The organism is Bacteroides sp. AF39-16AC (assembly GCF_003602735.1).
Classification (GTDB): Bacteria; Bacteroidota; Bacteroidia; order Bacteroidales; family Bacteroidaceae; genus Bacteroides; species Bacteroides uniformis.
Genome location: NZ_QTLN01000020.1, coordinates 60,341 through 86,875, shown reverse-complemented (window position 1 = coordinate 86,875; position 26,535 = coordinate 60,341). Strand labels below are relative to the sequence as shown.

General features: G+C 46.6%; 26 protein-coding genes. 21 read left to right on the top strand and 5 right to left on the bottom strand.

Going from position 1 to position 26,535, the window contains the following annotated elements; genetic code table 11:
* From DW039_RS15575 to DW039_RS15550, 6 genes are all read left to right on the top strand, one after another.
* The coding region (locus DW039_RS15575; protein WP_207810807.1) for a UDP-N-acetylglucosamine 2-epimerase at positions 1-345 on the top strand (345 nt) is incomplete at its 5' end.
* Between the two features lie 9 nt (positions 346-354).
* Positions 355-1,587, top strand: coding sequence for a glycosyltransferase family 4 protein (locus DW039_RS15570; protein ID WP_120382113.1), 1,233 nt, complete (start codon positions 355-357; stop codon positions 1,585-1,587).
* Between the two features lie 73 nt (positions 1,588-1,660).
* On the top strand, positions 1,661-1,852 hold the full coding sequence (locus DW039_RS15565; RefSeq protein WP_035457993.1) for a hypothetical protein: 192 nt from the start codon (positions 1,661-1,663) through the stop codon (positions 1,850-1,852).
* Positions 1,849-2,169 (top strand): hypothetical protein, encoded by a 321-nt coding sequence (locus DW039_RS15560; RefSeq protein ID WP_057258528.1) that lies wholly within the window; start codon positions 1,849-1,851, stop codon positions 2,167-2,169. The genes DW039_RS15565 and DW039_RS15560 overlap by 4 nt, the downstream gene beginning before the upstream one ends.
* 9 nt (positions 2,170-2,178) lie before the next feature.
* On the top strand, positions 2,179-3,174 hold the full coding sequence (locus tag DW039_RS15555) for an NAD-dependent epimerase/dehydratase family protein (RefSeq protein ID WP_120382112.1): 996 nt from the start codon (positions 2,179-2,181) through the stop codon (positions 3,172-3,174).
* Between the two features lie 30 nt (positions 3,175-3,204).
* Positions 3,205-4,152, top strand: a complete 948-nt coding sequence (locus DW039_RS15550; protein ID WP_120382111.1) for a glycosyltransferase family 4 protein — start codon at positions 3,205-3,207, stop codon at positions 4,150-4,152.
* 14 nt (positions 4,153-4,166) lie between these two features.
* On the opposite strand, the gene DW039_RS15545 is transcribed toward DW039_RS15550, so the two are convergent.
* The 5 genes from DW039_RS15545 to DW039_RS15525 all read right to left on the bottom strand — a co-directional run bounded on the left by DW039_RS15545 (position 4,167) and on the right by DW039_RS15525 (position 12,892).
* Positions 4,167-5,501, bottom strand: coding sequence for a hypothetical protein (locus DW039_RS15545; RefSeq protein ID WP_243635041.1), 1,335 nt, complete (start codon positions 5,499-5,501; stop codon positions 4,167-4,169).
* 291 nt (positions 5,502-5,792) lie between these two features.
* The gene (locus DW039_RS15540) at positions 5,793-7,916 is read right to left on the bottom strand and encodes a S9 family peptidase (RefSeq protein WP_120382110.1); all 2,124 of its coding nucleotides are present in this window, start codon (positions 7,914-7,916) and stop codon (positions 5,793-5,795) included.
* 37 nt (positions 7,917-7,953) lie between these two features.
* Positions 7,954-9,285 carry an MATE family efflux transporter gene (locus DW039_RS15535; protein ID WP_120382109.1) on the bottom strand — a complete coding sequence of 444 codons (1,332 nt, stop codon included), beginning with the start codon at positions 9,283-9,285 and terminating at the stop codon, positions 7,954-7,956.
* A 102-nt stretch (positions 9,286-9,387) separates the two neighbouring features.
* Positions 9,388-11,241 (bottom strand): membrane protein insertase YidC, encoded by a 1,854-nt coding sequence (yidC, locus tag DW039_RS15530; RefSeq protein WP_008663542.1) that lies wholly within the window; start codon positions 11,239-11,241, stop codon positions 9,388-9,390.
* Between the two features lie 31 nt (positions 11,242-11,272).
* Positions 11,273-12,892 carry a CTP synthase gene (locus tag DW039_RS15525; protein WP_005836983.1) on the bottom strand — a complete coding sequence of 540 codons (1,620 nt, stop codon included), beginning with the start codon at positions 12,890-12,892 and terminating at the stop codon, positions 11,273-11,275.
* A gap of 270 nt (positions 12,893-13,162) precedes the next feature.
* Between DW039_RS15525 and DW039_RS15515 the strand changes: the two genes are divergently transcribed.
* The 15 genes from DW039_RS15515 to atpF all read left to right on the top strand — a co-directional run bounded on the left by DW039_RS15515 (position 13,163) and on the right by atpF (position 26,535).
* Complete coding sequence (locus DW039_RS15515) at positions 13,163-14,602, top strand: DUF3078 domain-containing protein (RefSeq protein WP_008663544.1); 1,440 nt, start codon at positions 13,163-13,165, stop codon at positions 14,600-14,602.
* A gap of 230 nt (positions 14,603-14,832) precedes the next feature.
* Positions 14,833-15,252 (top strand): SoxR reducing system RseC family protein, encoded by a 420-nt coding sequence (locus DW039_RS15510; protein WP_008663545.1) that lies wholly within the window; start codon positions 14,833-14,835, stop codon positions 15,250-15,252.
* 37 nt (positions 15,253-15,289) lie between these two features.
* A complete protein-coding gene (locus DW039_RS15505) occupies positions 15,290-16,192 on the top strand; it encodes a Fe-S cluster domain-containing protein (RefSeq protein ID WP_005829147.1) in 903 nt (300 codons plus the stop codon).
* 60 nt (positions 16,193-16,252) lie between these two features.
* Complete coding sequence (rsxC, locus tag DW039_RS15500; protein WP_005829145.1) at positions 16,253-17,590, top strand: electron transport complex subunit RsxC; 1,338 nt, start codon at positions 16,253-16,255, stop codon at positions 17,588-17,590.
* Between the two features lie 6 nt (positions 17,591-17,596).
* Complete coding sequence (locus tag DW039_RS15495) at positions 17,597-18,589, top strand: RnfABCDGE type electron transport complex subunit D (protein ID WP_005829143.1); 993 nt, start codon at positions 17,597-17,599, stop codon at positions 18,587-18,589.
* The gene (locus DW039_RS15490; RefSeq protein WP_005829140.1) at positions 18,586-19,251 is read left to right on the top strand and encodes an RnfABCDGE type electron transport complex subunit G; all 666 of its coding nucleotides are present in this window, start codon (positions 18,586-18,588) and stop codon (positions 19,249-19,251) included. The genes DW039_RS15495 and DW039_RS15490 overlap by 4 nt, the downstream gene beginning before the upstream one ends.
* 16 nt (positions 19,252-19,267) lie before the next feature.
* Positions 19,268-19,852 (top strand): electron transport complex subunit RsxE, encoded by a 585-nt coding sequence (gene rsxE, locus DW039_RS15485; protein ID WP_005829138.1) that lies wholly within the window; start codon positions 19,268-19,270, stop codon positions 19,850-19,852.
* A gap of 93 nt (positions 19,853-19,945) precedes the next feature.
* Positions 19,946-20,524 (top strand): electron transport complex subunit RsxA, encoded by a 579-nt coding sequence (gene rsxA, locus DW039_RS15480; protein ID WP_008663551.1) that lies wholly within the window; start codon positions 19,946-19,948, stop codon positions 20,522-20,524.
* A gap of 131 nt (positions 20,525-20,655) precedes the next feature.
* Positions 20,656-21,690, top strand: coding sequence for a UDP-glucose 4-epimerase GalE (gene galE / locus DW039_RS15475; protein WP_005836990.1), 1,035 nt, complete (start codon positions 20,656-20,658; stop codon positions 21,688-21,690).
* 610 nt (positions 21,691-22,300) lie between these two features.
* A complete protein-coding gene (atpD, locus tag DW039_RS15470) occupies positions 22,301-23,836 on the top strand; it encodes a F0F1 ATP synthase subunit beta (RefSeq protein WP_005829130.1) in 1,536 nt (511 codons plus the stop codon).
* Between the two features lie 19 nt (positions 23,837-23,855).
* Positions 23,856-24,104, top strand: coding sequence for an ATP synthase F1 subunit epsilon (gene atpC, locus DW039_RS15465; RefSeq protein WP_034523421.1), 249 nt, complete (start codon positions 23,856-23,858; stop codon positions 24,102-24,104).
* Positions 24,105-24,145: 41 nt separating this feature from the next.
* Entirely contained in the window at positions 24,146-24,565 is a 420-nt protein-coding gene (locus DW039_RS15460) for a hypothetical protein (protein ID WP_057098112.1), read from the top strand.
* Positions 24,549-25,619 (top strand): F0F1 ATP synthase subunit A, encoded by a 1,071-nt coding sequence (atpB, locus tag DW039_RS15455; protein WP_009038492.1) that lies wholly within the window; start codon positions 24,549-24,551, stop codon positions 25,617-25,619. The genes DW039_RS15460 and atpB overlap by 17 nt, the downstream gene beginning before the upstream one ends.
* A gap of 56 nt (positions 25,620-25,675) precedes the next feature.
* A complete protein-coding gene (gene atpE, locus DW039_RS15450) occupies positions 25,676-25,933 on the top strand; it encodes an ATP synthase F0 subunit C (RefSeq protein WP_005829122.1) in 258 nt (85 codons plus the stop codon).
* 95 nt (positions 25,934-26,028) lie between these two features.
* Entirely contained in the window at positions 26,029-26,535 is a 507-nt protein-coding gene (gene atpF / locus DW039_RS15445) for a F0F1 ATP synthase subunit B (RefSeq protein WP_005836994.1), read from the top strand.

The following is a 26,535-nucleotide window of genomic DNA, read 5'->3' as shown; positions in this document are numbered from 1 at the left end:
CACGACTACAACTGCCTGCAGATGAACGCCTATGCCGTTGTGAGTGACAGCGGCACCTTGCCTGAGGAGAGCAGTTTCTTCACTTCTGTGGGGCATCCTTTCCCGGCTGTATGCATCCGTACGAGTACGGAGCGTCCCGAGGCTCTTGACAAGGGAACCTTTATCCTGGCCGGCATTGACGGGAAATCCTTGCTTCAGGCTGTAGATACTGCTGTGGAGATGAACAGGAACGAGGACGATGGCCTGCCGGTGCCCAATTATACGGATGAGAATGTATCGGCCAAGGTTGTGAAGATAATCCAGAGCTATACGGGGGTGGTGAACAAGATGGTTTGGAGAAAATAATGGTGAGACATGCCTAAGAAAATCTTGATACATAGCCTGATTTTCAGTCCGGATGGAGTTTCGACAGCCTATCTTTATAATGATATTGCTCTGAAATTCCAAGAAAACGGTTATGAAGTATTGGTATTGACAACTACGCCTCATTACAATGTTGTGGAATCACAACTGGCAGCACAACCTCTGAAATGGAAGGTTTGGGGGATTTGTAAAGAAAGCTGTTTTCATGGAATCAGAGTTCTTCATGTACCCCAGAAGAAATTCAGAAATACATTTCTGCGTGTCCTGGGATTTGTCTATTGGCATATTATCTCTTTCCTGATTGGTTTGTTCCAGAGAAATATAGATGTCATACTGTCACCTTCCCCTCCTTTGACTATCGGTGTAATCAACATTTGGCTGGCGAAAATCAAGGGATGTAAAACCATATATAATGTGCAGGAAATATATCCTGACATCTTGAAACGAAAGGACGGGCTTGTTATAGAACAGCTACGTAGGATGGAACGGTATGTTTATAATAACTCAACGGCCATAACGACAATAGACCAGGTATTTTATAATGTAATAGCCGGAAGGTTTAAGGATAAGTCCAAGCTTTGTATAATACCTAATTTTGTAGATACAGAATTGTATAATTCTCAGGGTGGAAATGTAGAATGTCTGAATCCCCATTTTTTCCCTGCCACAGATTCTTTGAAATTGCTTTATGCCGGGAATATTGGTTATGCCCAGGATTGGGAGCCCTTAATTTGTCTGGCAGAAAAGACGAAAGGGGTTTCCATTGAATACTTTATCATCGGTGAGGGAGTCATGAAACCCGTTCTTGAGGAGAAAGTACGTGAGTTGGAGCTGGATAATGTGCATATTTTGCCCTATCAGCCCAGAAGTTTGATGCCGTCCATTCTTGCCTATTCAGACATCCAGTTTATTTTCATGAACCCTGAAATGGAGATGCAGGGATTCCCTTCCAAGGTTTATACAATCATGGCATGTGGTAGGCCTTTATTGGTCTGCTCGGGAAAGGATACGCCTATCATCAATTTCCTGCAGGAACATGGCTGTGCAAAATTGATTACAGAGAAGAGTTTGGAAAAGAAGGTGGGAGAAATGGCGGATTGGCTGAATTCCGTCTCAAAAAGTGAACTGGCTTTACTGGGTCGAAATGGTGTGGAGGTGATTAAGCGATTATATTCCAAGGATGTGGTAACTCAAAAATATGTAGACTTGGTTGAAGCTTTATGAACATACGATATTTATCAGTCAATAATTAGGATAACTTGATATTTCCGGATATCTTTGTGGAAAGATTGGATGTATGAGGAAGATTAAGCCATATAAGGAACAAGAACCGATGGTGCCGAATGTTGGTGAACCGGTAGTTGTATATACGGGTAATGAGAATAATCCGAATATCGTTACGGAAGGACGTGATGACATTAGGCATGCTATTTCCGGTGAAGAATTATTGGATAGGCTTTGCCCTCGTATAAAGGCTTTGTTTGGATGAGAGTCGTATTCGCTCCCGAAGTAGAGGAGGACTTGTATGGACTTATAAAAATACTTGTTGAGAAGGAGTATTTGGGTACTTATCCTTTTGCTATTTCTTATGTGGAAGAACTGATAGCTGATATTCAACAGAACATTCATTCTAAATTAAAAAAGAAAGCGCCCGCTTTTTTTGAACGTTATGGTAAGGATATGTATTACATCACTTACCAACGTAATTCTAATACGACGTGGTATGTTTTTTTCTCTCTCATTGGAGATACTTATTTTATTAAATACATAACTAATAACCACGTTTCCGGTCAGTATATTTTTTAGCATATTTCAATGAACATACTTATCACTGGAATCCACGGCTTTGTGGGGTCTAATCTCGTTGTTGCCCTAAAGGAACGTCATAGCCTTTACGGGCTGGATATTGTTGCTCCTGAAAAGGAGGGGGTGGTAAAGACTTTCTCCTGGAAGGATATTGAACCAGCTTCTTTTCCGATGCGGAATCTTCCTGAATTCGATGCCATTATTCATCTGGCTGGTAAAGCCCATGATACGAAAAACCGGTCCGCAGCCCAATCCTATTTTGATATTAATACGGGATTGACCCAAAAGATATTTGATTTCTTTCTGGAATCGTCTGCGAAGAAGTTCGTATTCTTCAGTTCGGTAAAAGCTGCTGCCGACAGTGTGGTGGGTGATATGCTGACTGAAGATGTGGTGCCTGCCCCGGTAGGGCCGTATGGGGAAAGCAAGATAGCTGCGGAGAATTACATCCTTGGCCGGTTGAAGGCCGAGGATGGCAGATTGAAAGCTAATCTATATGATGGCAAAGATGTCTATATCCTGCGTCCTTGCATGATTCATGGTCCCGGCAACAAAGGCAATCTGAATCTTCTTTATAATGTGGTGAGGAAAGGTGTTCCCTGGCCTTTGGGGGCTTTTGAGAACAGAAGGTCTTTTACTTCGATAGACAATCTCTGCTATGTGGTGGAAGGGCTGTTGACCAAGGAGGTGGCGAGTGGTATCTACCACATGGGAGATGACGAGGCCTTGTCCACAAATGAGCTGATAGCTTTGATGTGTCGGGCTTTGGACCGTAAACCGCATATCTGGAAGATAAACAGAGGACTGATGGAGTTCTGTGCCCGTTTTGGGACTCTGCTCCATTTGCCTTTGAATGAAGAGCGTCTGCGCAAGTTGACAGAGAATTATGTGGTGAGTAATGCGAAGATAAAGGCTGCCCTGGGTATTGACAGAATGCCGGTGAGGGCAGAGGAGGGGATAGTGAGAACGATAAAATCGTTCTCAAATATAAAAGTAAACAATTAAGAATTAAAAATTAAAGAGGAAAATACTGTTATGTATTATCTGCTTATACTGGTTCTGCTGTTTTTAGCAGAACTTTTTTATTTTAGAGTGGCTGATAGGTGCAATATCATCGACAAGCCCAATGAGCGGAGTTCTCATACGAAAGTGACTTTACGCGGTGGTGGGATTATTTTCTATTTCGGAGCGTTGGCCTATTTCCTGACGAGTGGCTTTGAATATCCCTGGTTCCTGCTTGCCTTGACACTGGTGACGTTCATCAGCTTCGTGGACGATATAAAATCCACCGGACAGATGACAAGACTGCTTTTTCATTTCTCTGCCATGGCCTTGATGTTTTATCAGTGGGGACTGTTCTCCTTGTCCTGGTGGTGGATAGTCATAGCCTTGATAGTCTGTACGGGCATCATCAATGCCTACAATTTTATGGATGGGATTAATGGGATAACGGGAGGTTATTCTCTGGTTATTCTTGCTGCGTTGGCTTATGTCAATAATGAGGTGGTTACTTTTGTAGAAGCGAATTTCATCTATACCGTTATCTGTTCTGTTCTAGTCTTCTGCTTCTTCAATTTCCGCAAGCGTGCCAAATGCTTTGCCGGTGATGTGGGTTCGGTGAGCATTGCCTTTATTCTTCTTTTCCTGATAGGCAGGCTCATCATCCAGACTGGTGATTTCAGTTGGATTGTCTTATTGTCCGTTTATGGGGTAGACAGTGTTCTGACTATCATTCATCGTCTGATACTTCATGAGAATATCGGGCTACCGCATCGCAAGCATCTGTATCAGATTATGGCGAATGAACTGAAGATTCCTCATGTCATAGTCTCTCTGGCCTATATGACAATACAGACTTTTATAATAGTAGGATATATTTATTACCAACAGTATGGCTATATCTTCTTGATAGGGTGTATCTTACTGTTGAGCGCAATATACGTACTCTTCATGAAAAAGTATTTTTCAAGACATATCTCTTGAATTACTGTCTTCCATTATACAATTTCCACGGTCACCTGAATGCCCAAAGCTTTGGCAATACGCTCGATATCACGCTTCTTTGTTTTTGTATTGCTGCAGGTCATAAGAAACCGTCCGTTGCCTAATGGTTTTTGAGCGCGCTGGTATTTCTCATGAAGTGTGTTTGATATCAAGGGAATCTTGCATACCTTGATATTTAAAGATTGCACTTGTTCCACACCTACTGTCATCACAAATTGCCGGAAAGTCTCGGCTGCTTGTGTTTCTTGAATTACTTTCCCATTACCAAAAGTAATCTTTAATCGGGATATTGGAGTATTGCTTTCCGTATCATTGGTTACTTGGTACAGTTTCTTTGCTGCTTCAAGAAATCTTGGAAATAATGTTCCCCACTGGTTGTTGACAACAATTTTTGTTCCGTCTGCCAATAAAATAACTTCATCAGGCTTAAGAAAGTAACGTTTCTTTAAATCGGGATGAGATTTGATTTTTTCTTGGACTTCTATCAAAGTACGTATTACACCCAATGCTTTACTGTGTAAATTGGATGGAAAGACTTTCTCCAGCTCAACATAGTTTATGTTGGGATGGTCTTTGATATAATGCTTGATTACTTCCAATACAAAACGTCTTTTGACATAGAAGTTGATTCCATCCAATGAGAATTTTGTATGGTCTTTGGAGTCACTTTCTTTATAGTCGTTTTGTGAGTTTTTAGATGTTTGCCTCGTTTTAAGCTGTAATGAAGGCAGAATGCTCTTATTTTCGTAATGTACTGTAAGCGTAAGATTGGCAAATTCTTCATTAATGGCGGATTCCTCAAATCCTTCAGCTGTAAACTTGTCTTTGAGCAACGAAATTATATTCTTTACCCCATTGCCTTCGGATAAGAATTCTGACACCCTCCTATGCAGATTATTACGCGCTTGGATTTTTTTATATTGCTCATTACAGAATGTTTCTATTTTTCCCAGATTGAATTTGTCGTAAGTTAGCAGGTCACAGATGATGGAACCATTTACATCTTCTTTCTTAAATTCTGCTGTAAATACACAGATGGGATTCTCGCCATCGTTGGGAATGTCGTAGTAAAGCTGTATCTTTTCTCCTATATATAATCCGACATTAAGTTTCAGTTGGCGCATATACGACATCAACTGATTTTCTTGCCTCTCATTTTGTATATTAGACGGACGTTTTATTTCAATTGGGAGTACGGGGGATTGTGTATCATGTTCGTTCTTTCGCCAAAGTACAATGTCCGGGCGTATGGAGTTGCTATTGCCTATCGGTAATGTATACTGGGATACCATTGTTCCATTGGTCTTTTTCCATCCAAGAAATTTCAAGCAGTTCTCTATTTCCCGCTGGTAATCACCTTCTACCGAATTTGTTTCAAAATACGGTATCAGTGTTTCCACAATCTCAGGCCAATTTTCATTCATCTTTTATCGGGTTATATTAGGACATATTGTTTACACTTCTTCGGAGTGTGCATAAAGCAAATGTATTGACTTTATTTGAACTGCCCAAATTATAGTCATAAAAAATGGAATCGGGCGGTGTACAATAAAAACAAATAGTCCCGGATTCTTGACAAAGAATCCGGGACTATTTGTTTTTATCGTTTTTGAGAGGCTTTACTTAGCCGGCTTCAGCCATTTGTCCAGCCATTCAAAGAAGGTACGTTGCCACAGCACGCCATTCTGAGGTTTCAGTACCCAGTGGTTTTCGTCCGGATAGATAAGCAGTTCGGCAGGAACGCCACGCATCACGGCTGCATCGAAGGCGGCCATTGCCTGGTTGGCAAGGATGCGGAAGTCCTTCTCTCCGTGGATGCAGAGGATAGGGGTGTCCCATTTGTCGACGAAGAGATGCGGGGAGTTGGCAAAAGTGCGTTGTGCCGTAGCGTTGTTCTTTTCCCAATAAGCACCGCCCATATCCCAGTTGGCAAACCATTTCTCTTCCGTTTCCAGATATTGCATTTCCATGTTGAAGATACCGTCGTGTGCGATGAATGCCTTGAAGCGTTTGTCATGGTGTCCGGCAAGCCAATATACGGAGAAGCCTCCGAAGCTGGCGCCTACGCAACCCAGGCGGTCTTTGTCGACGAAAGGTTCCTTGGCCATTTCGTCAATGGCAGTGAAGTAGTCCTTCATGCACTGGCCGCCATAATCACCGCTGATGGCTTCGTTCCACTCTACACCGAAGCCCGGAAGACCACGGCGGTTGGGAGCTACGATGATATAGTCGTTTGCTGCCATAATCTGGAAATTCCAACGGTAGCTCCAGAACTGGCTGACGGGACTCTGAGGACCGCCTTCACAGAAGAGGAGGGTGGGGTACTTCTTGTTAGGGTCGAACTGCGGAGGATAAATCACCCAGGTCAGCATCTGCTTGCCGTCGGTGGTCTTCATCCAGCGGGCTTCCACCTTACCCATTTCCAGCTGGTCGTAAATCTGCTTGTTTTCTGTGGTCAGTTGCACTGCTTCTGCAAAAGCGTCGCCGTTGCGTGTACTGTTTACGGCATAGATTTCGTCGCCCATGCTCATGGAATGGCGTTTGGCGATAATCTTGTCTCCGCAAAGGGCAAGCGAAGCATAGTCGTACATGCCGTCGGTGAGCCGGGTAAGCTTGTCGTTTCCGGCAAGGTCGATGTTGTAAATCTGTGTCTCGCCATGCCATACACCGATGAAGTAGATGCTTTGGGAATCTTTGTTCCACAAGAAGGCGTCCACGTTCGATTCGAATGCCTTGCTTACAAAACGTTTCTCGCCGGTCTCGAGGTTCATGATAAACAAGCGGTTCAAGTCGGCTTCGTAGCCGTCACGCTCCATGCTCTGCCAGGCGATGTATTTGCCGTCGGGAGAGTATTGGGGATTCGTATCATATCCCTTGTTTTCTTCCGTGATGTTTTTGGTTTCCTTGGAGGCAAGGTCGTAGATATAAATGTCGGAGTTGGTGGAAATGGCATACGCCAGTCCGGTTTTCTTACGGCATGTATAGGCCACTTTATCAGAAGACGGGCTCCATGCCAGCTGCTCGATACCGCCCCAGGGCTTCATCGGGCTTTCGTATGGCTCTCCCTCAAGAATATCAGTGACATTGCTGATGGCATTGCCGTCGAAATCAGCAACAAACGGATGGGGAGCAGTAGTCACCCATTCATCCCAATGCTTGTACATCAGGTCGGTAACGATGATGCCGGTGGCTTTAGGAAGGTCCGGATGTTTGTCTGCCGTACTCTTCACGGTCTTTACCTGGGCAATGAAAAGGAGTTTCTTGCCGTCGGGCGAGAAAGAGAACCCTTCGATGTCTCCCTCGTATTGGGTCAGCTGCTTGCGTCCGCTGCCGTCGGGATTCATTTCCCATACCTGGCTGCTGCCGCTTTCGTTGCAAAGGAAGGCAAGCTTCTTGCCGTCCTTGAACCACGTGGGCTGTCCTTCTTGCCAGGCGTCATGCGTTATCTGGGTATTGCCACTACCGTCGGCATTCATGACGAAGACTTCGCTGTTACTCTTGTTCTGGGGCACGCTGTAATAGGATACCGTGTAGGCAATTTGCTTTTCGTCGGGAGATACGGCTACACTGCCGATACGTCCCATCGCCCAGAGTGCCTCGGGTGTCATACGCTTTCCTTCAATCTTGATGTCCGACCGCTGGATGAGCGCTGCTGCGTCCTGCTGCTGTCCGGCATCTTTTGTTCCTCCGCAGGAGGCCAATGTCATGGCTGCTGACATAAGTAGTAGATTTACTTGTTTCATATATGTTTTTTGTTTCGGTTATTTCAATGCAAAGATACTAAATTTTCCTTCCTTGCCAATTCCCACGTTTGATATATAGCCAGCAGAAAATGAGAATAAAGCTGGAATAAACCATTTCCGAGGTCCAGCAGATGGCCACGTCGAGTTGCAGAATCAGAATAATGTAGGTGATATAGGCTGTGTAGATGACCAGCGTTGCCAGCTCCATGCCCAATGCAGTACGCGTATTGCCGGTTCCGGAAACTGCCTGGAAATAGACATTGGCAGGAACCAGGAACAGATAGGTGGAGCACATCACCCAGAGCGAATGCACGGAAGCGTCCTGCAGGTCGGGTATGTCGGTATAAATTCCCAGAATCAGCTTGGGGAACAGCGCGAAAAGCAATGCCAGCGGAAGTACGAAAACGTAGGCTATGCGTACGTGCTGCCGGATAGTGCCTGCCACGCAATCGGAGTGGCCTGCACCGATGAGGTTGCTGACCAATGAACCGCAGGTAGAGGCAAACGCCATGAGTACCATGAACAGTATGCCGGACACGTTGCGGACAATGTTGGTCACTGCCAGCGAGCGCTCTCCCAGATGCTCCACATAAAGGAAGAACAAGAACCAGGTGGAGAGGGAGAAGAAATTCTGTATCATGGTCCAGAAAGAGACGTTCAGCATCCGTTTCAATACGTCCAGCCGGAACTTCGGAATACGGTCCAGCCCGTACTTGCAGCAGTCGATACGGCTACGGGTATAGAGGATGAAGAATAACAGCGAAACCAGCTCGGCCAGTGAGGAGCCGATGGCGGCTCCGGCAATGCCGAGCGCCGGGAAACCGAATTTACCGAAAATCAGGATATAGTTGAATACGACATTGCTCAACACCATGACGATGGAGTTCAGTGTCAGTGTCTTGGTCTGGGTGGTTCCCAAGAAAAAGGCACGGAACATGACTGCGCTGAACGAGAAGAAGGCACCGAATACACGCCAATGCAGGTAGCTGGTGGCTGCTTCGTAGATGTGTTCCGAAGCGACGATGCGTTTCAGGATAATCGGTGAGAAACAATAGGATAGCAGGAACATGACTGCCGCCATTCCGACTTGGAAATAGATGCCCTGATAGAACAAGTCACCGATTTCCTTATACTGCCGTTCGCCGTTGCGCCGGGCAATGAGTATCTGTGCCCCGATGCTGAAACCGAAGGCAACCATGAAGATGACCATGTAGAAGACACCGGCGATGGCAGATGCTCCCAGTTCGACTTCGCCCACACGCCCGAGGAAGGCAGTGTCCGTCATACCTATCAGTTGCTCCATAAGGAGGCTGATTAGGATGGGGTAGGCTATAAGCCAGATCTGTTTGTAGGTGTATTTAGTCTGCATAATTTAGAGTCTGTGAATTTTTTCGTTGGTGTAAGGATAAGAAAGCCGGGCAAATGTCATTGTCCGGCTTTCTGCAAAAGAATATCTTGAACGGTAGTCTTACTACTTTTTGTTCTGTCTCTCTTTCATCATCTGTTCCTGCTGTTTCTGCATGGCTTCCAGACGGGCGGCGAAACCGGTTTTCTTCATCTTCTTCGGGTCTTTCTTGTTGGCTTCCAACTGAGCAAGAAGGGCTTCCTCATTGGTTGTCTTGCGCATGATGAGCGTTGTTACCACACTGATTAACGTAGAGATGAAGTAGTAATAGTTCAATCCCGAAGGATAGTCGTTCAATATGAAGAGGAACATGATAGGCATCAGGTATGACATCCACTTCATGGCAGCCATCTGCGGATTGGCACCCGTATCCTGTTGCTGCATCATGTACTTCGTGTTCAATATGTTGGTAACCGTCATCAGCAGGCAGAACAAGCTGAGGTGGCTTCCCAGGAACGGGATATGGAACGGGAAGTTGATGAACGCATCGTAAGTGGAAAGGTCGTCTGCCCACAAGAAGCTCTGCTGGCGGAGTTCAATGGCACTCGGCACGAACATGAACAAGGCCATCAAGATAGGGAACTGTATCAGCATCGGCAGACATCCGCCCATCGGACTGACTCCGTACTGGCTGTAGAGGCCCATCACTTCCTGCTGCTTCTTCATGGCATCTTCCTGCTTGGGGTACTTCTTGTTTATCTCGTCGATTTTCGGTTTCAGTACGCGCATCTTGGCGGATGACATGTAGGTTTTCCACGTTGCGGGGAATACTACAGCTTTTACGATTAACGTCATAAACAACAGTACGATACCCATGCTCAACCCCCAACTGGACAACCAGTCGAAGATGTTGATGGTGAACCATTTGTTTATCCAGCGGATGAGCGGCCAGCCCAGATAGACCAGACGGTTCAGCTCCCACTTCTCGTCACGCCCCTTGTCGAGTGCGGTCAGAGTCTTGTAGTGATTGGGGCCGAAGTAGAAGAACAGCTGGGTAGGTTCCTTGCCGGCAGGGTCGAACTTCGTGCTCATCTCCGCAGAATAGTCCTTAATGTAGCCGCTGCCTTGAGTCTCCATCTTGGAACTCAGTTTGGTCTTTTCAAAGTCGGCATCTGCCAAAAATACTGAAGAGAAGAATTGGTTCTTGAAAGCAATCCAGTCCAGGCGTTCCGGAACTTCCTTTTCGTCGTTCTTGTTGGCGGACAGATAATCGGTACCCTCTCCGGTGATTTTGTAAGTCAGTTCAGCCAGACGGTTCTCGTAGGTGTAACCCTTCTCTATCTGACGGGCACGTTGTGACCACTCGATGTCCACATAATTGTTGGTAGCCGCCAGCTTACCTTCCATATTGACTGCCTGGATAGTAAAGTCTATCAGGTATGTGTCATTGTGCATGCGATATGTAAAGTCGATATAGCTGTTGCTGTCTGCCGACAAACGCATGGTGACGGTACTGTCCGTACGGTTTACTGCGGTGAAATAATAGTCTTCCGTCTGGATAGTCTCTTTCTTGTTGTAAAAGAGGAAATTCATGGAAGCGTCGTTGCCGCTGAACAGTGTGACGGGAGTCGTCTTGTCTTGTCCCATGTATTCCTTCAGCGTGGCCGAAGCTATGCGTCCGCCTTTTGTATCTACGGTTATTTCTGCCAGGTTGTTCTGGATGGTTACCTGCGAGTTGGTTCCTTGACGGGCGTCGAAGAAGAGGGCAGTGGAGTCAACGCTTGCTTCCGCTCCGCTTTCGTTGGCCAGGGCTGCTTCCGCCTTGGCTTTCAAGTCGGCTTCGCGCTGTTGCACCTGGGCTATGGAGTCGTAGTAACGTTGCTGTGCTTCCAACTGCTCCTGGCTGGGACGGCTCAGAAAGCTGAAACCTACTAACAATATCGCTATCAGAACAAGACCTGTGATGGTATTTTTATCCATTCTTTGTTGATTACAAATTACTTATTACAAATTATTTCTTTTCGTTTTCATTTTCGATGGCGGCCTTCACGAATGCTACGAACAGCGGGTGCGGATGCAATACCGTACTGCTGTATTCGGGATGGAACTGGGTACCGACAAACCACTTCAATGCGGGTATTTCGACAATTTCTACCAGATCCGATTCGGGGTTTATACCCACACACTTCATACCTGCTGCTTCGTAGGCCTCCTTGAAGCTGTTGTTGAATTCATAGCGGTGGCGATGACGTTCCTGGATATGCTCGGTACCATATGCCTCGTATGCCTTGCTGCCTTTCTGCAGAACACATTCGTAGGCACCCAGACGCATGGTTCCACCCATATTGGTGATGGACTTCTGCTCTTCCATGATGTCGATGACATTGTGTGGTGTCTTTTCGTCCATCTCGCGTGAGTTGGCATCGGCATAACCCAGTACGTTACGGGCAAATTCGATGGCGATACACTGCATACCCAGACAGATACCGAAGGTGGGGATGTCGTGCGTACGCGCATATTTGATGGCTACGAACTTGCCGGCAACACCGCGTTCGCCGAAGCCTGGACCGATAAGTACGCCTGCCATGCCTTTCAGGGCTTCTGCCACATTCTCGTCAGTCAGCTTTTCACTGTTCACGAAGTCTACCGATACCTTGCGGTCATTGTAGGTTCCTGCTTGTGAAAGGGCCTCGCGGATGGACTTGTAGGCATCCTGCAAGTCATATTTGCCCACCAATGCGATGTGCAGCGGGGCAGTCTCTTCGGCTTTGTGACGGCGTTCGAGGAAAGCGCGCCACGGTCCCAGTCCCGGAGTGTCGCCGACGGGAAGTCCCATTTTCTTCAAAATGGTAACGTCCAGTCCCTGGCGCTGCATCAAGATGGGCACCTCGTAGATGGTAGGCGCGTCGATGCTCTGCACCACGGCATTTTCGTCCACATTGCAGAACAGAGCCACTTTCTTGCGCAGGGTGGTACTCAACTCATGTTCCGTACGCAGTACGAGGACATCGGGTTGGATACCGGCACTTTGCAGTTCCTTTACGGAGTGCTGGGTGGGCTTGGTCTTCAGCTCACCGGCAGCTGCCAGGTAGGGGACATAAGTAAGGTGTACGCACAAGGCGTCTTTTCCCAGTTCCCACTTCAGCTGACGGATGCTTTCCAGATAGGGCAGAGACTCGATGTCACCCACTGTACCGCCAATCTCGGTAATAACAAAGTCGAATTTGTATTTGTTTCCCAGCAGTTTTACATTACGCTTGATTTCGTCTGTAATATGGGGAATAACCTGAATTGTCTTTCCCAGATAGTCACCCCGGCGCTCTTTGTCGATGACGCTTTTGTAGATGCGTCCGGTCGTGATATTGTTGGCCTTGGTGGTCTGGATGCCCAGGAAGCGTTCGTAATGGCCCAAATCGAGGTCGGCTTCGTGGCCATCCACGGTAACGTAGCATTCGCCGTGTTCATAAGGGTTCAGTGTACCCGGGTCGATGTTGATGTACGGGTCAAACTTCTGGATGGTTACCTTGTAACCTCTTGCTTGCAGCAATTTACCGATGGAGGATGAGATGATACCTTTACCTAATGAAGAGGCAACACCACCGGTGACGAAAATATACTTTGTTTCTCCCACAACTATATTATTTTATTAATTGTTTAATCTAATGCCAAGAGCCTATACGGCTTGTCGTTCAGGGTGCGCACTGCTCCCGTCAGTACACGTAGAACTTAAAAAGCGCAAAATTATAAAAAAAAGAGGAAGTAGAGAAAGTTTCGATGAAACAATTATTAAAAAATACGATTTCATCGAAGAAAGTCCTTCTTGCCTTTTTCTTATGGCTTTTCTATGTTTTCTAAACATTTTAAGCTAAATTTGCGCTCGAAACATAGACTTTAGGGCATTATGAAGAATAGACACATTGCATTTTGGTTAATTGCTACGATGATTTCTTCGTCGGTGATGGCACAGAATACGCTGGATACCGCCTCGAAGAACAGTGGACAGGAAACAACTGCCAAAGCCGACACCTTGCCGGATATAATGAAAGAATACATGATTCTGAAATTGAAACCGGAAGGTATGGGGTACAGGCTGGATACTGTTTCCATATTATATGAAAGGTATATCGGAGTGCTGGATTATTTGAATGACCCCACGACTCCGGAGCGTTATATACCTTCCAATCCGAACTACTATAGGTTGTTCCTTCCCCTTACCTATTATTATGCCCCCATGAGACGCCTTTCCAAGGTGGACTGGCATTTCCAGGTGCCTGATACGGTGCCTGCCCTGACGCGCGAGATGTTGCCGTTCGACACACTGAGTTTTACCTCAAAGGACCGAGCCAACAAACTGGTGGACCGTACGCTGCTGAACACGTATGTGAATTGTCCCAATCTGGTTGTAATGACCGAGAAGGAGGTGATGAAAGGGAAGATATTCAAGGATAATATAGAGAAGGAGGTTTCTTCCAAGCCGTCCGTCGTGAAACTGTTTGCACAAGAGAATATGGTGGGAGTGAAGGAGGAAGCCGACGTGATTATCCACAAGCCCAACTGGTGGGTGACCGGTGGAAACGGTTCATTGCAGATTACCCAGAACTATATCTCCGACAACTGGTACAAGGGAGGTGAGAGCACTAACGCCGTGCTTGCCAACCTGCAACTGTTTGCCAACTATAATGACCGTGAAAAGGTGCAGTGGGAAAATCTGCTCGATGCCAAGCTGGGCTTCAGCTCCGCACCTTCCGACGAGTTTCATAACTATCTGGTAAGTACCGACCAACTCCGGCTGTACAGTAAACTGGGTATTCAGGCTGCGTCCAAGTGGTATTATACCATCACGACTGAGTTTAAGACCCAGTTCTGCAATGGCTACAAGGCCAACAGTGAAGAGCTGGTTTCGGCTTTCTTTGCTCCGGCGGACTGGTCGAGCAGTATCGGTATGGACTACAAGTTGAAGAAGCAGAAATTCAGCTTGTCCGTTTTCATGGCTCCGCTGACGTACATGCTGCGCTATGTGGGGAATAAGGGTGTGAATGAAGTGAGTTTCGGTCTTGAGGAGGGCAAGTGCGTGAAGCATAACTTCGGTTCGCAGATACAGCCTACACTTTCGTGGACCATCATTCCTTCCATTACGCTGGATTCCCGCCTGGACTTCCAGACCAGTTATGAGTGGACGCGTATCGAATGGGAAAACACGGTGAACTTTGTGCTGAACCGCTATCTTTCCACCAAGCTCTATGTGCACGCCCGCTATGACGACAGTGCCAAGCCGACGGAAGGGGACAGCTATTTTCAGGTAAAAGAATTGCTCAGTTTCGGTATCAATTATAAATGGTAAATAAACAAATGGTCTGTTCGGAGTGAACAGATTATCTGTTTTGGTTAGTCAGACGGTCTGTTTTTCCTTGACAGACCGTCTGTTTTTTGTCTTTTTGTAGTCTGTGGCAGGTGAAAAAACATAAAAACATAGAAAAAGCACGTTTACGAACACAGAAAATGCATAGGAAAGGTTTGCAGTTCACAAATAATGCGTAAATTTGCCGCGATTTGTAATGCACACTTTGCAAAATGGCGAATACTATAAAACATCAAGGTATTGTGGAAAACATAAACGGTTCTCATCTCCAAGTGAGAATCATCCAGACTTCAGCGTGCGCTTCGTGTAGTGTCAAGGGGCATTGTACCTCTGCGGATACGAAAGAGAAACTTGTCGATGTGGCCGATGCCAATGCCGCATCCTACCAGCCCGGTGACCGTGTATGGGTGACGGGCGAACTTTCAATGGGAGTGATGGCAGTTCTGTTTGCCTTTATATTTCCTTTCCTTATTCTGATAATCTCACTATTTGTCTTTATGGCTATCTGGAATGACGAGCTGCGTTCCGCGCTTTGTTCGCTAGCACTTCTTGTACCTTATTATTATATATTGTGGCTGAACAAGTCGCGGATGGGTAAGAAGTTCTCATTCTCCGTACGACCGATGAACTAACTAATAATAAAACAAATAATTAATAAACAACTAATTTATGAATGTAATTCTGATTGCAGTGATTTCATTGGGAGTTATAGCGCTGGTATCGGCCGCTATTCTTTACGTGGCTTCCAAGAAATTCGCCGTGTATGAAGATCCGCGGATTGCCCAGGTAGCAGAGGTGCTTCCCCAGGCAAATTGCGGTGGATGTGGTTACCCCGGTTGTAGCGGATTTGCAGATGCTTGCGTAAAGGCAGGTTCGCTGGATGGTAAACTTTGTCCGGTGGGTGGACAGCCCGTCATGACAAAGATTGCCGAGATTCTGGGCTTGGATGCCGCTGCTGCCGAACCTATGGTTGCGGTGGTGAGATGTAATGGAACTTGTGCCAACCGTCCTCGTGTGAACCAATACGATGGCGCCAAGAGTTGTGCCATTGCGGCTTCTCTCTATGGTGGTGAAACGGGTTGTAGTTATGGCTGTCTGGGATGCGGCGACTGTGTGGCTGCCTGCCAGTTCGATGCTATCCACATGAATCCGGAGACCGGACTTCCCGAAGTGGATGAGGAAAAGTGTACGGCTTGTGGAGCTTGTGCCAAGGCTTGTCCGAAATCTATTATTGAAATCCGTCCTCAAGGCAAGAAATCACGTCGTATTTACGTACAGTGTGTAAACAAGGACAAGGGGGCCGTAGCACGCAAGGCTTGTACCGTGGCATGTATCGGTTGCGGCAAGTGTGTGAAGGTTTGTCCGTTCGAGGCTATCACGCTGGAAAACAATCTGGCTTACATTGACCCCAATAAGTGCAAATCCTGTCGCAAGTGCGAGGAAGCTTGTCCGCAAAACACAATCATTGCCCTCAACTTCCCGCCGCGCAAACCGAAGGCTGACGATGCAGCTCCCCAAGTAAAGGTTGCAGCTCCTAAAGCTGAGGTTGAGACTCCCAAAGCAGAGGTTTAGACTTCCCAAGTTGAGGTATGAATTAATAAAGTAAATAAACGACTAAAAATACAGAATTGTATGTTGAAGACATTTTCAATTGGTGGAGTCCATCCACACGAAAATAAACTTTCAGCACATCAGCCTATCATCAAGGCAGAGATTCCGGCCAAGGCCGCTATCTTGCTGGGACAGCACATCGGTGCTCCTGCCAAGCCTATCGTTGCCAAAGGTGATGTTGTGAAAGTGGGTACAAAGATTGCTGAGCCCGGCGGTTTTGTATCAGCAGCCATTCATTCGTCTGTCAGCGGGAAAGTCGCTAAGATTGACACGATTGTCGATGCCAGCGGTTACGCCAAGCCTGCTATATTCATTGACGTAGAAGGGGATGAATGGGAAGAATCCATTGACCGTTCCGAAACGTTGGTGAAGGAATGCAGTCTGACCTCCGAGGAAATCGTGAAGAAAATCGCTGATGCCGGTATCGTAGGTCTGGGCGGTGCATGCTTCCCTACGCAGGTCAAGTTATGTCCTCCTCCTGCATTCAAGGCAGAGTGTGTCATCATCAACGCCGTAGAGTGCGAACCGTATCTGACTGCCGACCATCAGCTGATGCTGGAACATGCGGAAGAAATTATGGTAGGTGTATCCATTCTGATGAAAGCGGTAAAGGTGAACAAGGCATTCATTGGCATTGAGAACAACAAGCCCGATGCCATCCAGCTGATGACGAAGGTTGCTTCCAGCTATGCAGGTATCGAGGTGGTACCCTTGAAGGTACAATATCCGCAGGGTGGTGAAAAGCAGTTGATTGATGCTGTCATCAGTCGCCAGGTTGCAGCCGGTGCGCTGCCTATCTCCACGGGAGCTGTGGTGCAGAATGTGGGTACCGCATTTGCCGTTTACCAGGCCGTACAGAAGAACAAACCTCTGTTTGAGCGTGTCATTACCGTGACTGGTAAGTCGTTGGCAAAGCCGTCCAATTTCCTGGCACGTATCGGTACGCCGATGAAGCAGCTGATTGAAGCTTGCGGCGGTCTGCCCGAAGATACGGGCAAGATTATCGGCGGTGGCCCGATGATGGGTAAAGCTCTGGTAAATACGGATGTACCGACAGCCAAAGGAAGCTCCGGTATTCTGATTATGAACGAGAAGGAAGCCAAGCGCGGCGAGGTACAGCCTTGTATCCGTTGTGCCAAGTGCGTGGGAGCCTGCCCGATGGGGTTGGAGCCGTATCTGCTGGCTACCGTTTCGGCCCACGGAGATTTTGAAAGAGTAGAGAAAGAAGACATTATGTCGTGTATAGAATGCGGTTCATGCCAGTTCACTTGTCCTTCCAACCGTCCGATGCTGGATTATATCCGCTTGGGTAAGGGTAAGGTAGGAGCGATGATCCGTGCACGTCAAGCTAAAAAATAACGAAGTATGAATAAATTAATCGTATCCCTTTCGCCCCACGTTCACGGCGGTGACAGCGTGAAGAAGAATATGTACGGTGTGCTTATCGCATTGATTCCGGCATTCCTCGTTTCGCTTTACTTTTTCGGACTGGGTGCGCTGATTGTTACGGCCACTTCCGTAGCAGCCTGCTTGTTCTTTGAATGGGCCATCGGCAAATTCCTCATGAAAAAAGAGACCACAACCATCACCGACGGCTCTGCCATCATTACCGGTGTGTTGCTGGCCTTTAACCTGCCTTCCAACCTGCCCATCTGGATTATCATCCTTGGTGCCTTGTTTGCCATCGGGGTAGGCAAGATGTCCTTCGGAGGTTTGGGTTGCAATCCCTTTAACCCTGCACTGGCAGGACGTGTATTCCTGTTGCTTTCATTCCCCGTGCAGATGACGACATGGCCGGCTGTAGGCCAGTTGACAGCCTATACGGATGCCACGACGGCTGCTACGCCGCTGGCTATTATGAAAGGTGTCATCAATGGTGCTCCGGGCATGTCCCTGAGCGACCTTCCGGGAGCTTTCGACCTTCTGATAGGTAATAATGGAGGATGTCTCGGTGAGGTGAGTGCCTTGGCGCTGCTGCTTGGTTTGTTCTACATGTTGTGGAAGAAAATCATCACCTGGCACATTCCGGTATCTATTCTGGTGACGGTATTCGTGTTCTCCGGTATCATGTATCTGGTCAATCCGGAACTTTATGTATCCCCGGTCGTACAGTTGTTGTCCGGTGGTCTGATGCTGGGTGCTGTCTTTATGGCTACGGACTACGTGACTTCTCCGATGAGCCACAAAGGTATGCTGATTTATGGTGTTTGCATCGGCCTGCTGACTGTCATCATCCGTCTGTTCGGTGCATATCCGGAGGGTATGTCGTTTGCCATTCTGATTATGAATGCGTTCACTCCGCTCATCAACACCTATGTTAAACCTAAACGCTTTGGGGAGGTAGCGAAGAAGAAATGAAAAAGTTAGAATCATCCTTGAAGAATATGTTGCTGGTACTTACGGGCGTTACCGCAATCTCCGTAGCGTTGCTGGCTTATGTAAACGAATTGACGAAGGAGCCCATTGCGCAGGCCAATGCAAAGACCTTGAGCGATGCCGTAAGTGCGGTGGTTCCGGGCTTCGACAATGACCCCATCGCCGAGAAGAAGATGCAGGAAGTAAACGGAGTACAGTATTCTGTATATCCTGCCACCAAAGGCGGAGAATATATCGGAGCTGCTGTGGAAGCTGTTGCCATGGGTTTTGGCGGTGAGCTGAAAGTGTTGGTCGGTTTCGATGCTGAAGGCAAAATCATCGACTACTCCTTGTTGTCGCATGTGGAAACTCCGGGGTTGGGTTCCAAGGCTGCCGACTGGTTCAAGAAAGGCAATAAAGGTGACATCACCGGCATGAATCCGGGTGAAGCTGCATTGACAGTGAGCAAGGACGGTGGTAAAGTAGATGCCATTACAGCGTCTACCATCACCTCACGTGCTTTTTTGAATGCAGTGAATGCGGCTTATGCTGCCTATGCCGGTCAGGAAACTGCCGACGGCACTACCGGCGCTACTCAAAAGAATGTTGAACAACCTGCTGATTCCGCAGCTCCCGAAGCTGTGGATACACTCAGCGCTAAATGAGAAAGGAGTAGAAGATATGAATAATTTTAAAGTTATGATGAACGGGATTATCAAAGAGAATCCTACGTTTGTACTCCTGCTGGGTATGTGTCCTACACTGGGTACCACTTCCTCTGCCATTAACGGTATGGGTATGGGACTGGCTACAATGTTCGTGCTGATATGTTCCAATGTGGTGATTTCTGCCATCAAGAATCTGATTCCCGATATGGTGCGTATCCCTTCATTCATTGTAGTCATAGCATCATTTGTGACACTGTTGCAGATGATAATGCAAGCTTACGTTCCTGCATTGTACGCCACACTGGGCCTGTTCATTCCACTGATTGTTGTAAACTGTATCGTATTGGGACGTGCCGAGGCATTTGCTGCCAAAAACAATCCGGTGGCTTCCTTGTTCGACGGTCTGGGCATGGGCTTGGGCTTTACCATTGCACTGACATTACTGGGTGCCGTGCGTGAGTTCCTGGGAACCGGCAAGATATTCAACTTGAGTATCCTTCCTGAAGAATACGGCATGTTGGTATTTGTCCTTGCTCCGGGTGCATTCATCGCATTGGGCTATCTCATTGCTTTAATCAACAGTATGAAGAAGAATTAATAATGAAAAATTAAAAATGAAAAAATTGAGAACGTATCGGCGGTAGGCTGCCGGGCTTTTAATTTTTAGTTTTTAATTCTTAATTTAATGATTATGGAATATATATTGATATTTATCTCGGCAATCTTTGTAAACAACATCGTATTGTCGCAATTCTTGGGAATTTGCCCGTTCTTGGGAGTTTCCAAGAAAGTGGAGACTGCATTGGGCATGTCGGCAGCGGTGGCATTCGTGCTCACCATCGCCACTATCGTGACATTCCTTATTCAGAAGTATGTGCTCGACGCTTTTGATTTGGGCTATTTGCAGACTATTACCTTTATCCTGGTGATTGCCGCATTGGTGCAGATGGTAGAGATTATCCTGAAGAAAGTTTCTCCTTCTCTGTATCAGGCCTTGGGCGTGTTCCTGCCGTTGATTACTACCAACTGCTGTATTCTCGGTGTGGCTATCCTTGTTATCCAAAAAGATTATGATTTGCTGACGGGAGTGGTTTATGCATTCTCTACGGCACTTGGTTTCGGCTTGGCACTGACACTGTTTGCAGGCCTGCGCGAGCAAATGAGCCTGGTTAGTGTACCGAAAGGTATGCAGGGTACTCCGATAGCTTTGATTACTGCCGGACTGCTGGCAATGGCATTCATGGGCTTTTCGGGGGTTGTGAAGATTTAAAGAAGAAAAAACGGAAATAAAGTGGAAGGGGGATAAACTAAAATTTATCCCCCTTTTTCTGTTTTTATTAATTTATTTCCTTACATTTGTGGCGTATTGATAACCTAAAAGCTAAATTATCTATATTTAATATGAAAGGGAAAATCTTAGTTACGGGTGGAACCGGTTATATTGGTTCTCACACGGTGGTGGAACTTCAAAACGCAGGTTATGAAGTTGTTATTATTGATAATTTGTCAAACTCCAGCGCAGATGTTGTAGATAACATAGAGAAGGTATCGGGCATCCGCCCTGCATTCGAGGAATTGGATTGCTTGGATTATGCCGGTCTTGACGCTGTGTTTACCAAATATAAAGGCATTAAAGCCATCATTCACTTTGCGGCCAGCAAGGCTGTGGGTGAATCTGTCCAGAAACCGTTGCTTTACTATCGTAATAACCTGGTTTCACTGATAAACCTGCTGGAATTGATGCCGAAGCATGGAGTGGAGGGTATCGTATTCTCTTCTTCCTGCACAGTTTACGGCCAGCCGGACGAACTTCCGGTAACGGAAAAGGCGCCTATTAAGAAAGCTGAGTCTCCGTATGGAAACACGAAGCAAATCAATGAAGAGATTGTACGTGATACGGTTGCTTCCGGTGCTCCGATAAACGCCATCTTGTTGCGTTACTTCAACCCGATAGGTGCACACCCCACAGCATTGCTGGGAGAATTGCCTAACGGTGTACCGCAGAACTTGATTCCTTATCTTACCCAGACCGCTATCGGCATCCGTGAGAAACTGAGCGTGTTTGGTGACGATTATGATACTCCCGACGGTTCTTGTATCCGCGACTTCATCAATGTAGTCGATTTGGCCAAAGCACACGTAGTGGCTATCCGCCGTATCTTGGAGAACAAGCAGAAGGAAAAAGTGGAAGTATTCAATATCGGTACAGGTCGTGGACTTTCCGTATTGGAACTGATTAATGCTTTCGAAAAGGCTACCGGTGTAAAACTGAACTATCAGATAGTAGGGCGGCGTGCCGGTGATATTGAGAAGGTATGGGCAAACCCGGAATTGGCAAACAATGAACTGGGTTGGAAGGCAGAAACAAGTATTGAAGATACTTTACTTTCTGCATGGAAATGGCAGTTGAAGCTTCGTGAAAGAGGTATTCAATGACAAACTTTGAATTTGTGTTTTTTAACAAATAGGCAATAAACAAATGCCTCCCCGCATTTGTTTATAATGTGCAAATCAGCCTGAAGCTGTTTATGTATATGTGAATATCCGTAACTAGTACGTATGCCTCCCCGGCATAGACAGGTAAGATTGCATAGTAGTTTTGTCGTGTTTTATTTTGTGTTTGTGTTGTGAATAAGCCTTGTCGAGAGACAAGGCTTATTTTTTGTATATTATATACAGAACCTCTGTTGTCAATTCAGTGTTTTTTCATAAGATGGGTGGGCAATTCCTTTTTCTTGCTAATTGTTAACTGACGTTATCATGTCTGTAACAATTTGTTCCAATTGTAGTATTAATCGTTCAAAATAGTCTTTTTTGTTCAAAAAATGCTATACACGGTAACAACTACATGCAAATTGTTTATACATTTGCGTTGTTGTTTATGTAACTATTGGGATGAACAAACCATAGCTGACAAACGTTAATAGGTACGAGTACATAGCTGATGAAAGACGCGACTTGGCTGACTTGTTAATGAGGATACACGCGACTTACAACTTAGTATTGGGAAAAATAATTAAGGAAATATAGAATAAAAAGATTGCTTATGTCACAGATTGTCGGACATATCTCACAGGTAATCGGGCCTGTAGTAGACGTCTATTTCGAAGGAACGGAGGCAGAAATGATGTTGCCGAGTATTCACGACGCACTGGAAATAAAAAGGTCGAACGGCAAAAGACTGATTGTAGAGGTACAGCAGCACATTGGTGAAAACACGGTGCGTACTGTTGCTATGGACAGTACGGACGGCCTGCAGAGAGGAATGACAGTGCATCCGCTGGGAGGCCCCATCACCATGCCGATAGGTACACAAATCAAAGGCCGCCTGATGAACGTAGTGGGCGACTCTATCGACGGCATGAAGGAGTTGGACCGTACAGGTGCTTATCCCATCCATCGCGACCCCCCTAAGTTTGAAGATTTGACTACCGTACAAGAGGTGCTTTATACAGGCATCAAGGTTATCGACTTGCTGGAACCATATAGCAAGGGCGGTAAAATCGGTCTGTTTGGTGGCGCCGGTGTAGGCAAGACGGTGCTTATCCAAGAGCTCATTAATAATATTGCGAAGAAGCAGCACGGCTTCTCTGTGTTTGCCGGTGTAGGAGAACGTACACGTGAAGGCAACGACCTGCTGAGAGAAATGATAGAATCCGGCGTTATCCGTTACGGAGAAGAATTCAAGAAAGGTATGGAGGAAGGCCATTGGGATTTGTCCAAAGTAGATTATGACGAAGTGGCCAAATCACAAGTGTCTTTGATATTCGGTCAGATGAACGAACCTCCCGGTGCGCGTCAGTCCGTGGCATTGTCTGGGTTGACGGTGGCCGAGTCCTTCCGTGACATGGGAGCGGAGACGGACGGTCCGCGTGACATTCTGTTCTTCATTGATAATATCTTCCGTTTCACCCAAGCCGGTTCCGAGGTTTCGGCCTTGCTGGGCCGTATGCCTTCTGCCGTAGGCTATCAGCCGACACTGGCAACGGAAATGGGTGCCATGCAGGAGCGTATTACCTCTACAAGAAACGGCTCCATCACTTCCGTGCAGGCTGTATATGTGCCTGCCGATGACTTGACGGACCCGGCACCTGCCACAACGTTTACCCACCTCGATGCCACCACGGTGTTGAGTCGTAAGATTACTGAACTTGGTATTTATCCTGCTGTGGACCCGTTGGAATCTACTTCACGCATTCTCGACCCACACATCGTGGGGGTAGAACACTACGAAGTGGCACAACGTGTAAAACAAATATTGCAGCGCAACAAGGAATTGCAAGACATTATCTCCATCCTTGGTATGGAGGAACTCTCTGATGCCGACCGTACGTTGGTGAACCGTGCACGTCGTGTGCAGCGTTTCCTTTCACAGCCGTTTGCCGTTGCCGAGCAGTTTACGGGTGTCCCAGGTACAATGGTTTCCATTGAGGACACTATCAAAGGCTTCAAGATGATTCTTGACGGAGAGGTGGACTACCTGCCCGAACCTGCTTTCTTGAATGTGGGAACCATTGAAGAAGCCATTGAGAAGGGTAAGAAACTACTGGAGCAGGCAGGGGGAAAAACGATTAAAAATTAAAAGTCTGGGAGCTTTGATGATGAAAAAGTTGCATTTGAATATTGTTTCACCGGAGAAGGAACTCTTCAACGGGGAAGTGGAAAGTGTTACATTGCCGGGCACTATGGGCTCTTTTTCTATCCTGCCGCAGCATGCACCGATTGTATCATCGTTGGGAACGGGGAAATTGATTTACGCAACGGACGGTGAGGAACATGAGTTGGATATTCAAAGCGGATTCGTGGAGATGAGTAACGGAAGGGTTGCCGTCTGTATAGAACAGCAATAGGCTATTAAAAAATTAAAAATTAAAAAATAGAGGTTGTTGGCGTGACTATTACTAAGAGAAACTACTTATTGCATACAGCGCTCTTGACGGTATTGATAGGAATTGTAGGCGGTTGGGCGTATTTTTCGATAAATCCGCATCACTATTTCGGCGGTTATCCGCTGATTCCGCTTTTCTTCTTTGTTTTCGGAGTATTCATGATTAATATGACCGAAAGCTGCCGTCACCGGATGCCAGGACGAATGTTGCAGATTTATCTGCTGATGCGTGTGATGAGAATGCTGGTCTCCATGATTGTGATGCTGTTTTATTGCGTTGCAGTACGTGAGGAAGCCAGGGCGTTTTTGTTGACGTTTATAGCCAACTATCTGATATATTTGATTTATGATTCCTGGTTCTTCTTCACTTTTGAGGCGAATCGGAAACTGAAAAAGAAAAGTAACAATGAAAAGATTGCGTAACATACTGACTGTAATTCTGCTGGCACTGGGCATGTTGCTACCCGCCACGGTGCGGGCCGAGAATACGGTGGACGTGAAGGAGATTGTCTTCGGGCATATCGGCGATTCTTACGAATGGCACATCACGACGTGGGGCGAAACTCACGTTACGATTCCTTTGCCGGTAATAGTGCATAGCTCTACCACCGGATGGCATGCCTTTCTATCCTCACGTCTGGAGGAGAACGGTGGAAGTTATGAAGGCTTTTCCATCGCTCCCGCAGGAAGCAAGTACGAAGGCAAGCTGGTGGAGTATGATGCCACCGGAAACGAAATACGCCCGTTGGACATCTCCATCACGAAGGTGACACTGGCTTTGCTCATCAACAGCGCATTGCTGCTTCTCATCATTTTGAGTGTGGCGCACTGGTATCGCAAGCACCCGCAGGGAAGTGCCGCTCCCGGTGGTTTCATCGGGTTTATGGAGATGTTTATCATGATGGTGAACGATGATATTATAAAGAGCTGTGTCGGTCCGAAGTACCGTAAATTCGCACCTTACTTGCTGACGGCCTTCTTCTTTATTTTCATCAACAACATTATGGGGCTGATTCCTTTCTTTCCCGGAGGGGCCAACGTGACGGGAAATATAGCCATTACGATGGTATTGGCCATCTGTACTTTCTTGGCCGTGAATATCTTTGGAACCAAGACTTATTGGAAAGATATCTTTTGGCCGGATGTGCCCTGGTGGCTGAAGGTACCGGTCCCCATGATGCCGTTTATCGAGTTCTTCGGTATTTTCACCAAACCGTTTGCTTTGATGATACGTCTTTTTGCCAATATGCTGGCAGGGCACATGGCAATGCTGGTGCTTACCTGCCTGATATTCATCTCGGCCAGTATGGGACCTGCTTTGAATGGAACGCTGACCGTGGCATCGGTGTTGTTCAATATCTTTATGAATGCACTTGAGTTGTTGGTTGCCTTTATCCAGGCATATGTGTTCACCATGCTGTCAGCCGTGTTCATCGGTCTGGCGCAGGAAGAGCATAAGGAGAAGGCGGTGAAGTGATACGATTATTGGGAATATAAATATTAATAAAAATAACCATTTAAAAACTGAAAGTTATGTTACTATCTGTATTATTGCAAGCTGCTGCGGCAGGTGTGGGAGTTAGTAAACTGGGTGCAGCCATTGGTGCTGGTTTGGCTGTTATTGGTGCTGGTGTAGGTATTGGTAAAATCGGCGGTTCTGCTATGGAGGCCATTGCCCGCCAGCCGGAAGCATCCGGAGATATCCGTATGAACATGATTATTGCCGCTGCCTTGATTGAAGGTGTTGCTTTGTTGGCAGTAGTTGTGTGTTTATTGGTATTCTTTTTATAATGTACAATCTACCATTTGCCATTTACAATTTGTCCGTGCAGCATCACCGCGCAGCCAAATTGTAAATCGTAAATTGTCAAATAGTAAATAAAATTATGTCATTGTTATTACCCGATAGTGGTCTGCTGTTCTGGATGCTCCTTTCATTCGGTGTGGTGTTTGTGGTGCTTGCCAAGTACGGTTTTCCCGTTATCACCAAGATGGTGGAAGGTCGCAAGACCTACATCGACCAGTCTTTGGAAGTGGCACGCGAAGCAAATGCCCAGCTCTCCAAACTGAAAGAGGAGAGTGAAGCGTTGATTGCTGCTGCCAACAAAGAACAAGGACGTATTCTGCGGGAGGCGATGCATGAGCGTGACAAGATTATCGTCGAAGCACGCAAGCAGGCGGAAGCCGCCGCGCAGAAGGAGCTGGACGAAGTTAAAAAGCAGATACAGCAAGAGAAGGAAGAGGCCATCCGCGATATTCGCCGCCAGGTGGCAGTCTTGTCCGTAGATATAGCCGAGAAAATTATCCGCAAGAATCTGGACGAGAAACATGAGCAGATGGAGATGATAGACCGGATGCTGGATGAAGTGCTGGCCGCAAGTAAAAACAATTAA

What these genes read in the sequence shown, in the direction of transcription:
- DW039_RS15510 (WP_008663545.1), top strand. Translation starts at nt 14,833, where the DNA reads ATGGCGAATACTATAAAACATCAAGGTATTGTGGAAAACATAAACGGT.
- DW039_RS15555 (WP_120382112.1), top strand. Translation starts at nt 2,179, where the DNA reads ATGAACATACTTATCACTGGAATCCACGGCTTTGTGGGGTCTAATCTC.
- rsxE (WP_005829138.1), top strand. Translation starts at nt 19,268, where the DNA reads ATGAATAATTTTAAAGTTATGATGAACGGGATTATCAAAGAGAATCCT.
- atpB (WP_009038492.1), top strand. Translation starts at nt 24,549, where the DNA reads ATGAAAAGATTGCGTAACATACTGACTGTAATTCTGCTGGCACTGGGC.
- DW039_RS15515 (WP_008663544.1), top strand. Translation starts at nt 13,163, where the DNA reads ATGAAGAATAGACACATTGCATTTTGGTTAATTGCTACGATGATTTCT.
- DW039_RS15495 (WP_005829143.1), top strand. Translation starts at nt 17,597, where the DNA reads ATGAATAAATTAATCGTATCCCTTTCGCCCCACGTTCACGGCGGTGAC.
- DW039_RS15565 (WP_035457993.1), top strand. Translation starts at nt 1,661, where the DNA reads ATGAGGAAGATTAAGCCATATAAGGAACAAGAACCGATGGTGCCGAAT.
- DW039_RS15535 (WP_120382109.1), bottom strand. Translation starts at nt 9,285, where the DNA reads ATGCAGACTAAATACACCTACAAACAGATCTGGCTTATAGCCTACCCC.
- atpE (WP_005829122.1), top strand. Translation starts at nt 25,676, where the DNA reads ATGTTACTATCTGTATTATTGCAAGCTGCTGCGGCAGGTGTGGGAGTT.
- DW039_RS15560 (WP_057258528.1), top strand. Translation starts at nt 1,849, where the DNA reads ATGAGAGTCGTATTCGCTCCCGAAGTAGAGGAGGACTTGTATGGACTT.
- atpF (WP_005836994.1), top strand. Translation starts at nt 26,029, where the DNA reads ATGTCATTGTTATTACCCGATAGTGGTCTGCTGTTCTGGATGCTCCTT.
- yidC (WP_008663542.1), bottom strand. Translation starts at nt 11,241, where the DNA reads ATGGATAAAAATACCATCACAGGTCTTGTTCTGATAGCGATATTGTTA.
- DW039_RS15490 (WP_005829140.1), top strand. Translation starts at nt 18,586, where the DNA reads ATGAAAAAGTTAGAATCATCCTTGAAGAATATGTTGCTGGTACTTACG.
- DW039_RS15505 (WP_005829147.1), top strand. Translation starts at nt 15,290, where the DNA reads ATGAATGTAATTCTGATTGCAGTGATTTCATTGGGAGTTATAGCGCTG.
- atpC (WP_034523421.1), top strand. Translation starts at nt 23,856, where the DNA reads ATGAAAAAGTTGCATTTGAATATTGTTTCACCGGAGAAGGAACTCTTC.
- atpD (WP_005829130.1), top strand. Translation starts at nt 22,301, where the DNA reads ATGTCACAGATTGTCGGACATATCTCACAGGTAATCGGGCCTGTAGTA.
- rsxC (WP_005829145.1), top strand. Translation starts at nt 16,253, where the DNA reads ATGTTGAAGACATTTTCAATTGGTGGAGTCCATCCACACGAAAATAAA.
- DW039_RS15570 (WP_120382113.1), top strand. Translation starts at nt 355, where the DNA reads ATGCCTAAGAAAATCTTGATACATAGCCTGATTTTCAGTCCGGATGGA.
- galE (WP_005836990.1), top strand. Translation starts at nt 20,656, where the DNA reads ATGAAAGGGAAAATCTTAGTTACGGGTGGAACCGGTTATATTGGTTCT.
- DW039_RS15540 (WP_120382110.1), bottom strand. Translation starts at nt 7,916, where the DNA reads ATGAAACAAGTAAATCTACTACTTATGTCAGCAGCCATGACATTGGCC.
- rsxA (WP_008663551.1), top strand. Translation starts at nt 19,946, where the DNA reads ATGGAATATATATTGATATTTATCTCGGCAATCTTTGTAAACAACATC.
- DW039_RS15550 (WP_120382111.1), top strand. Translation starts at nt 3,205, where the DNA reads ATGTATTATCTGCTTATACTGGTTCTGCTGTTTTTAGCAGAACTTTTT.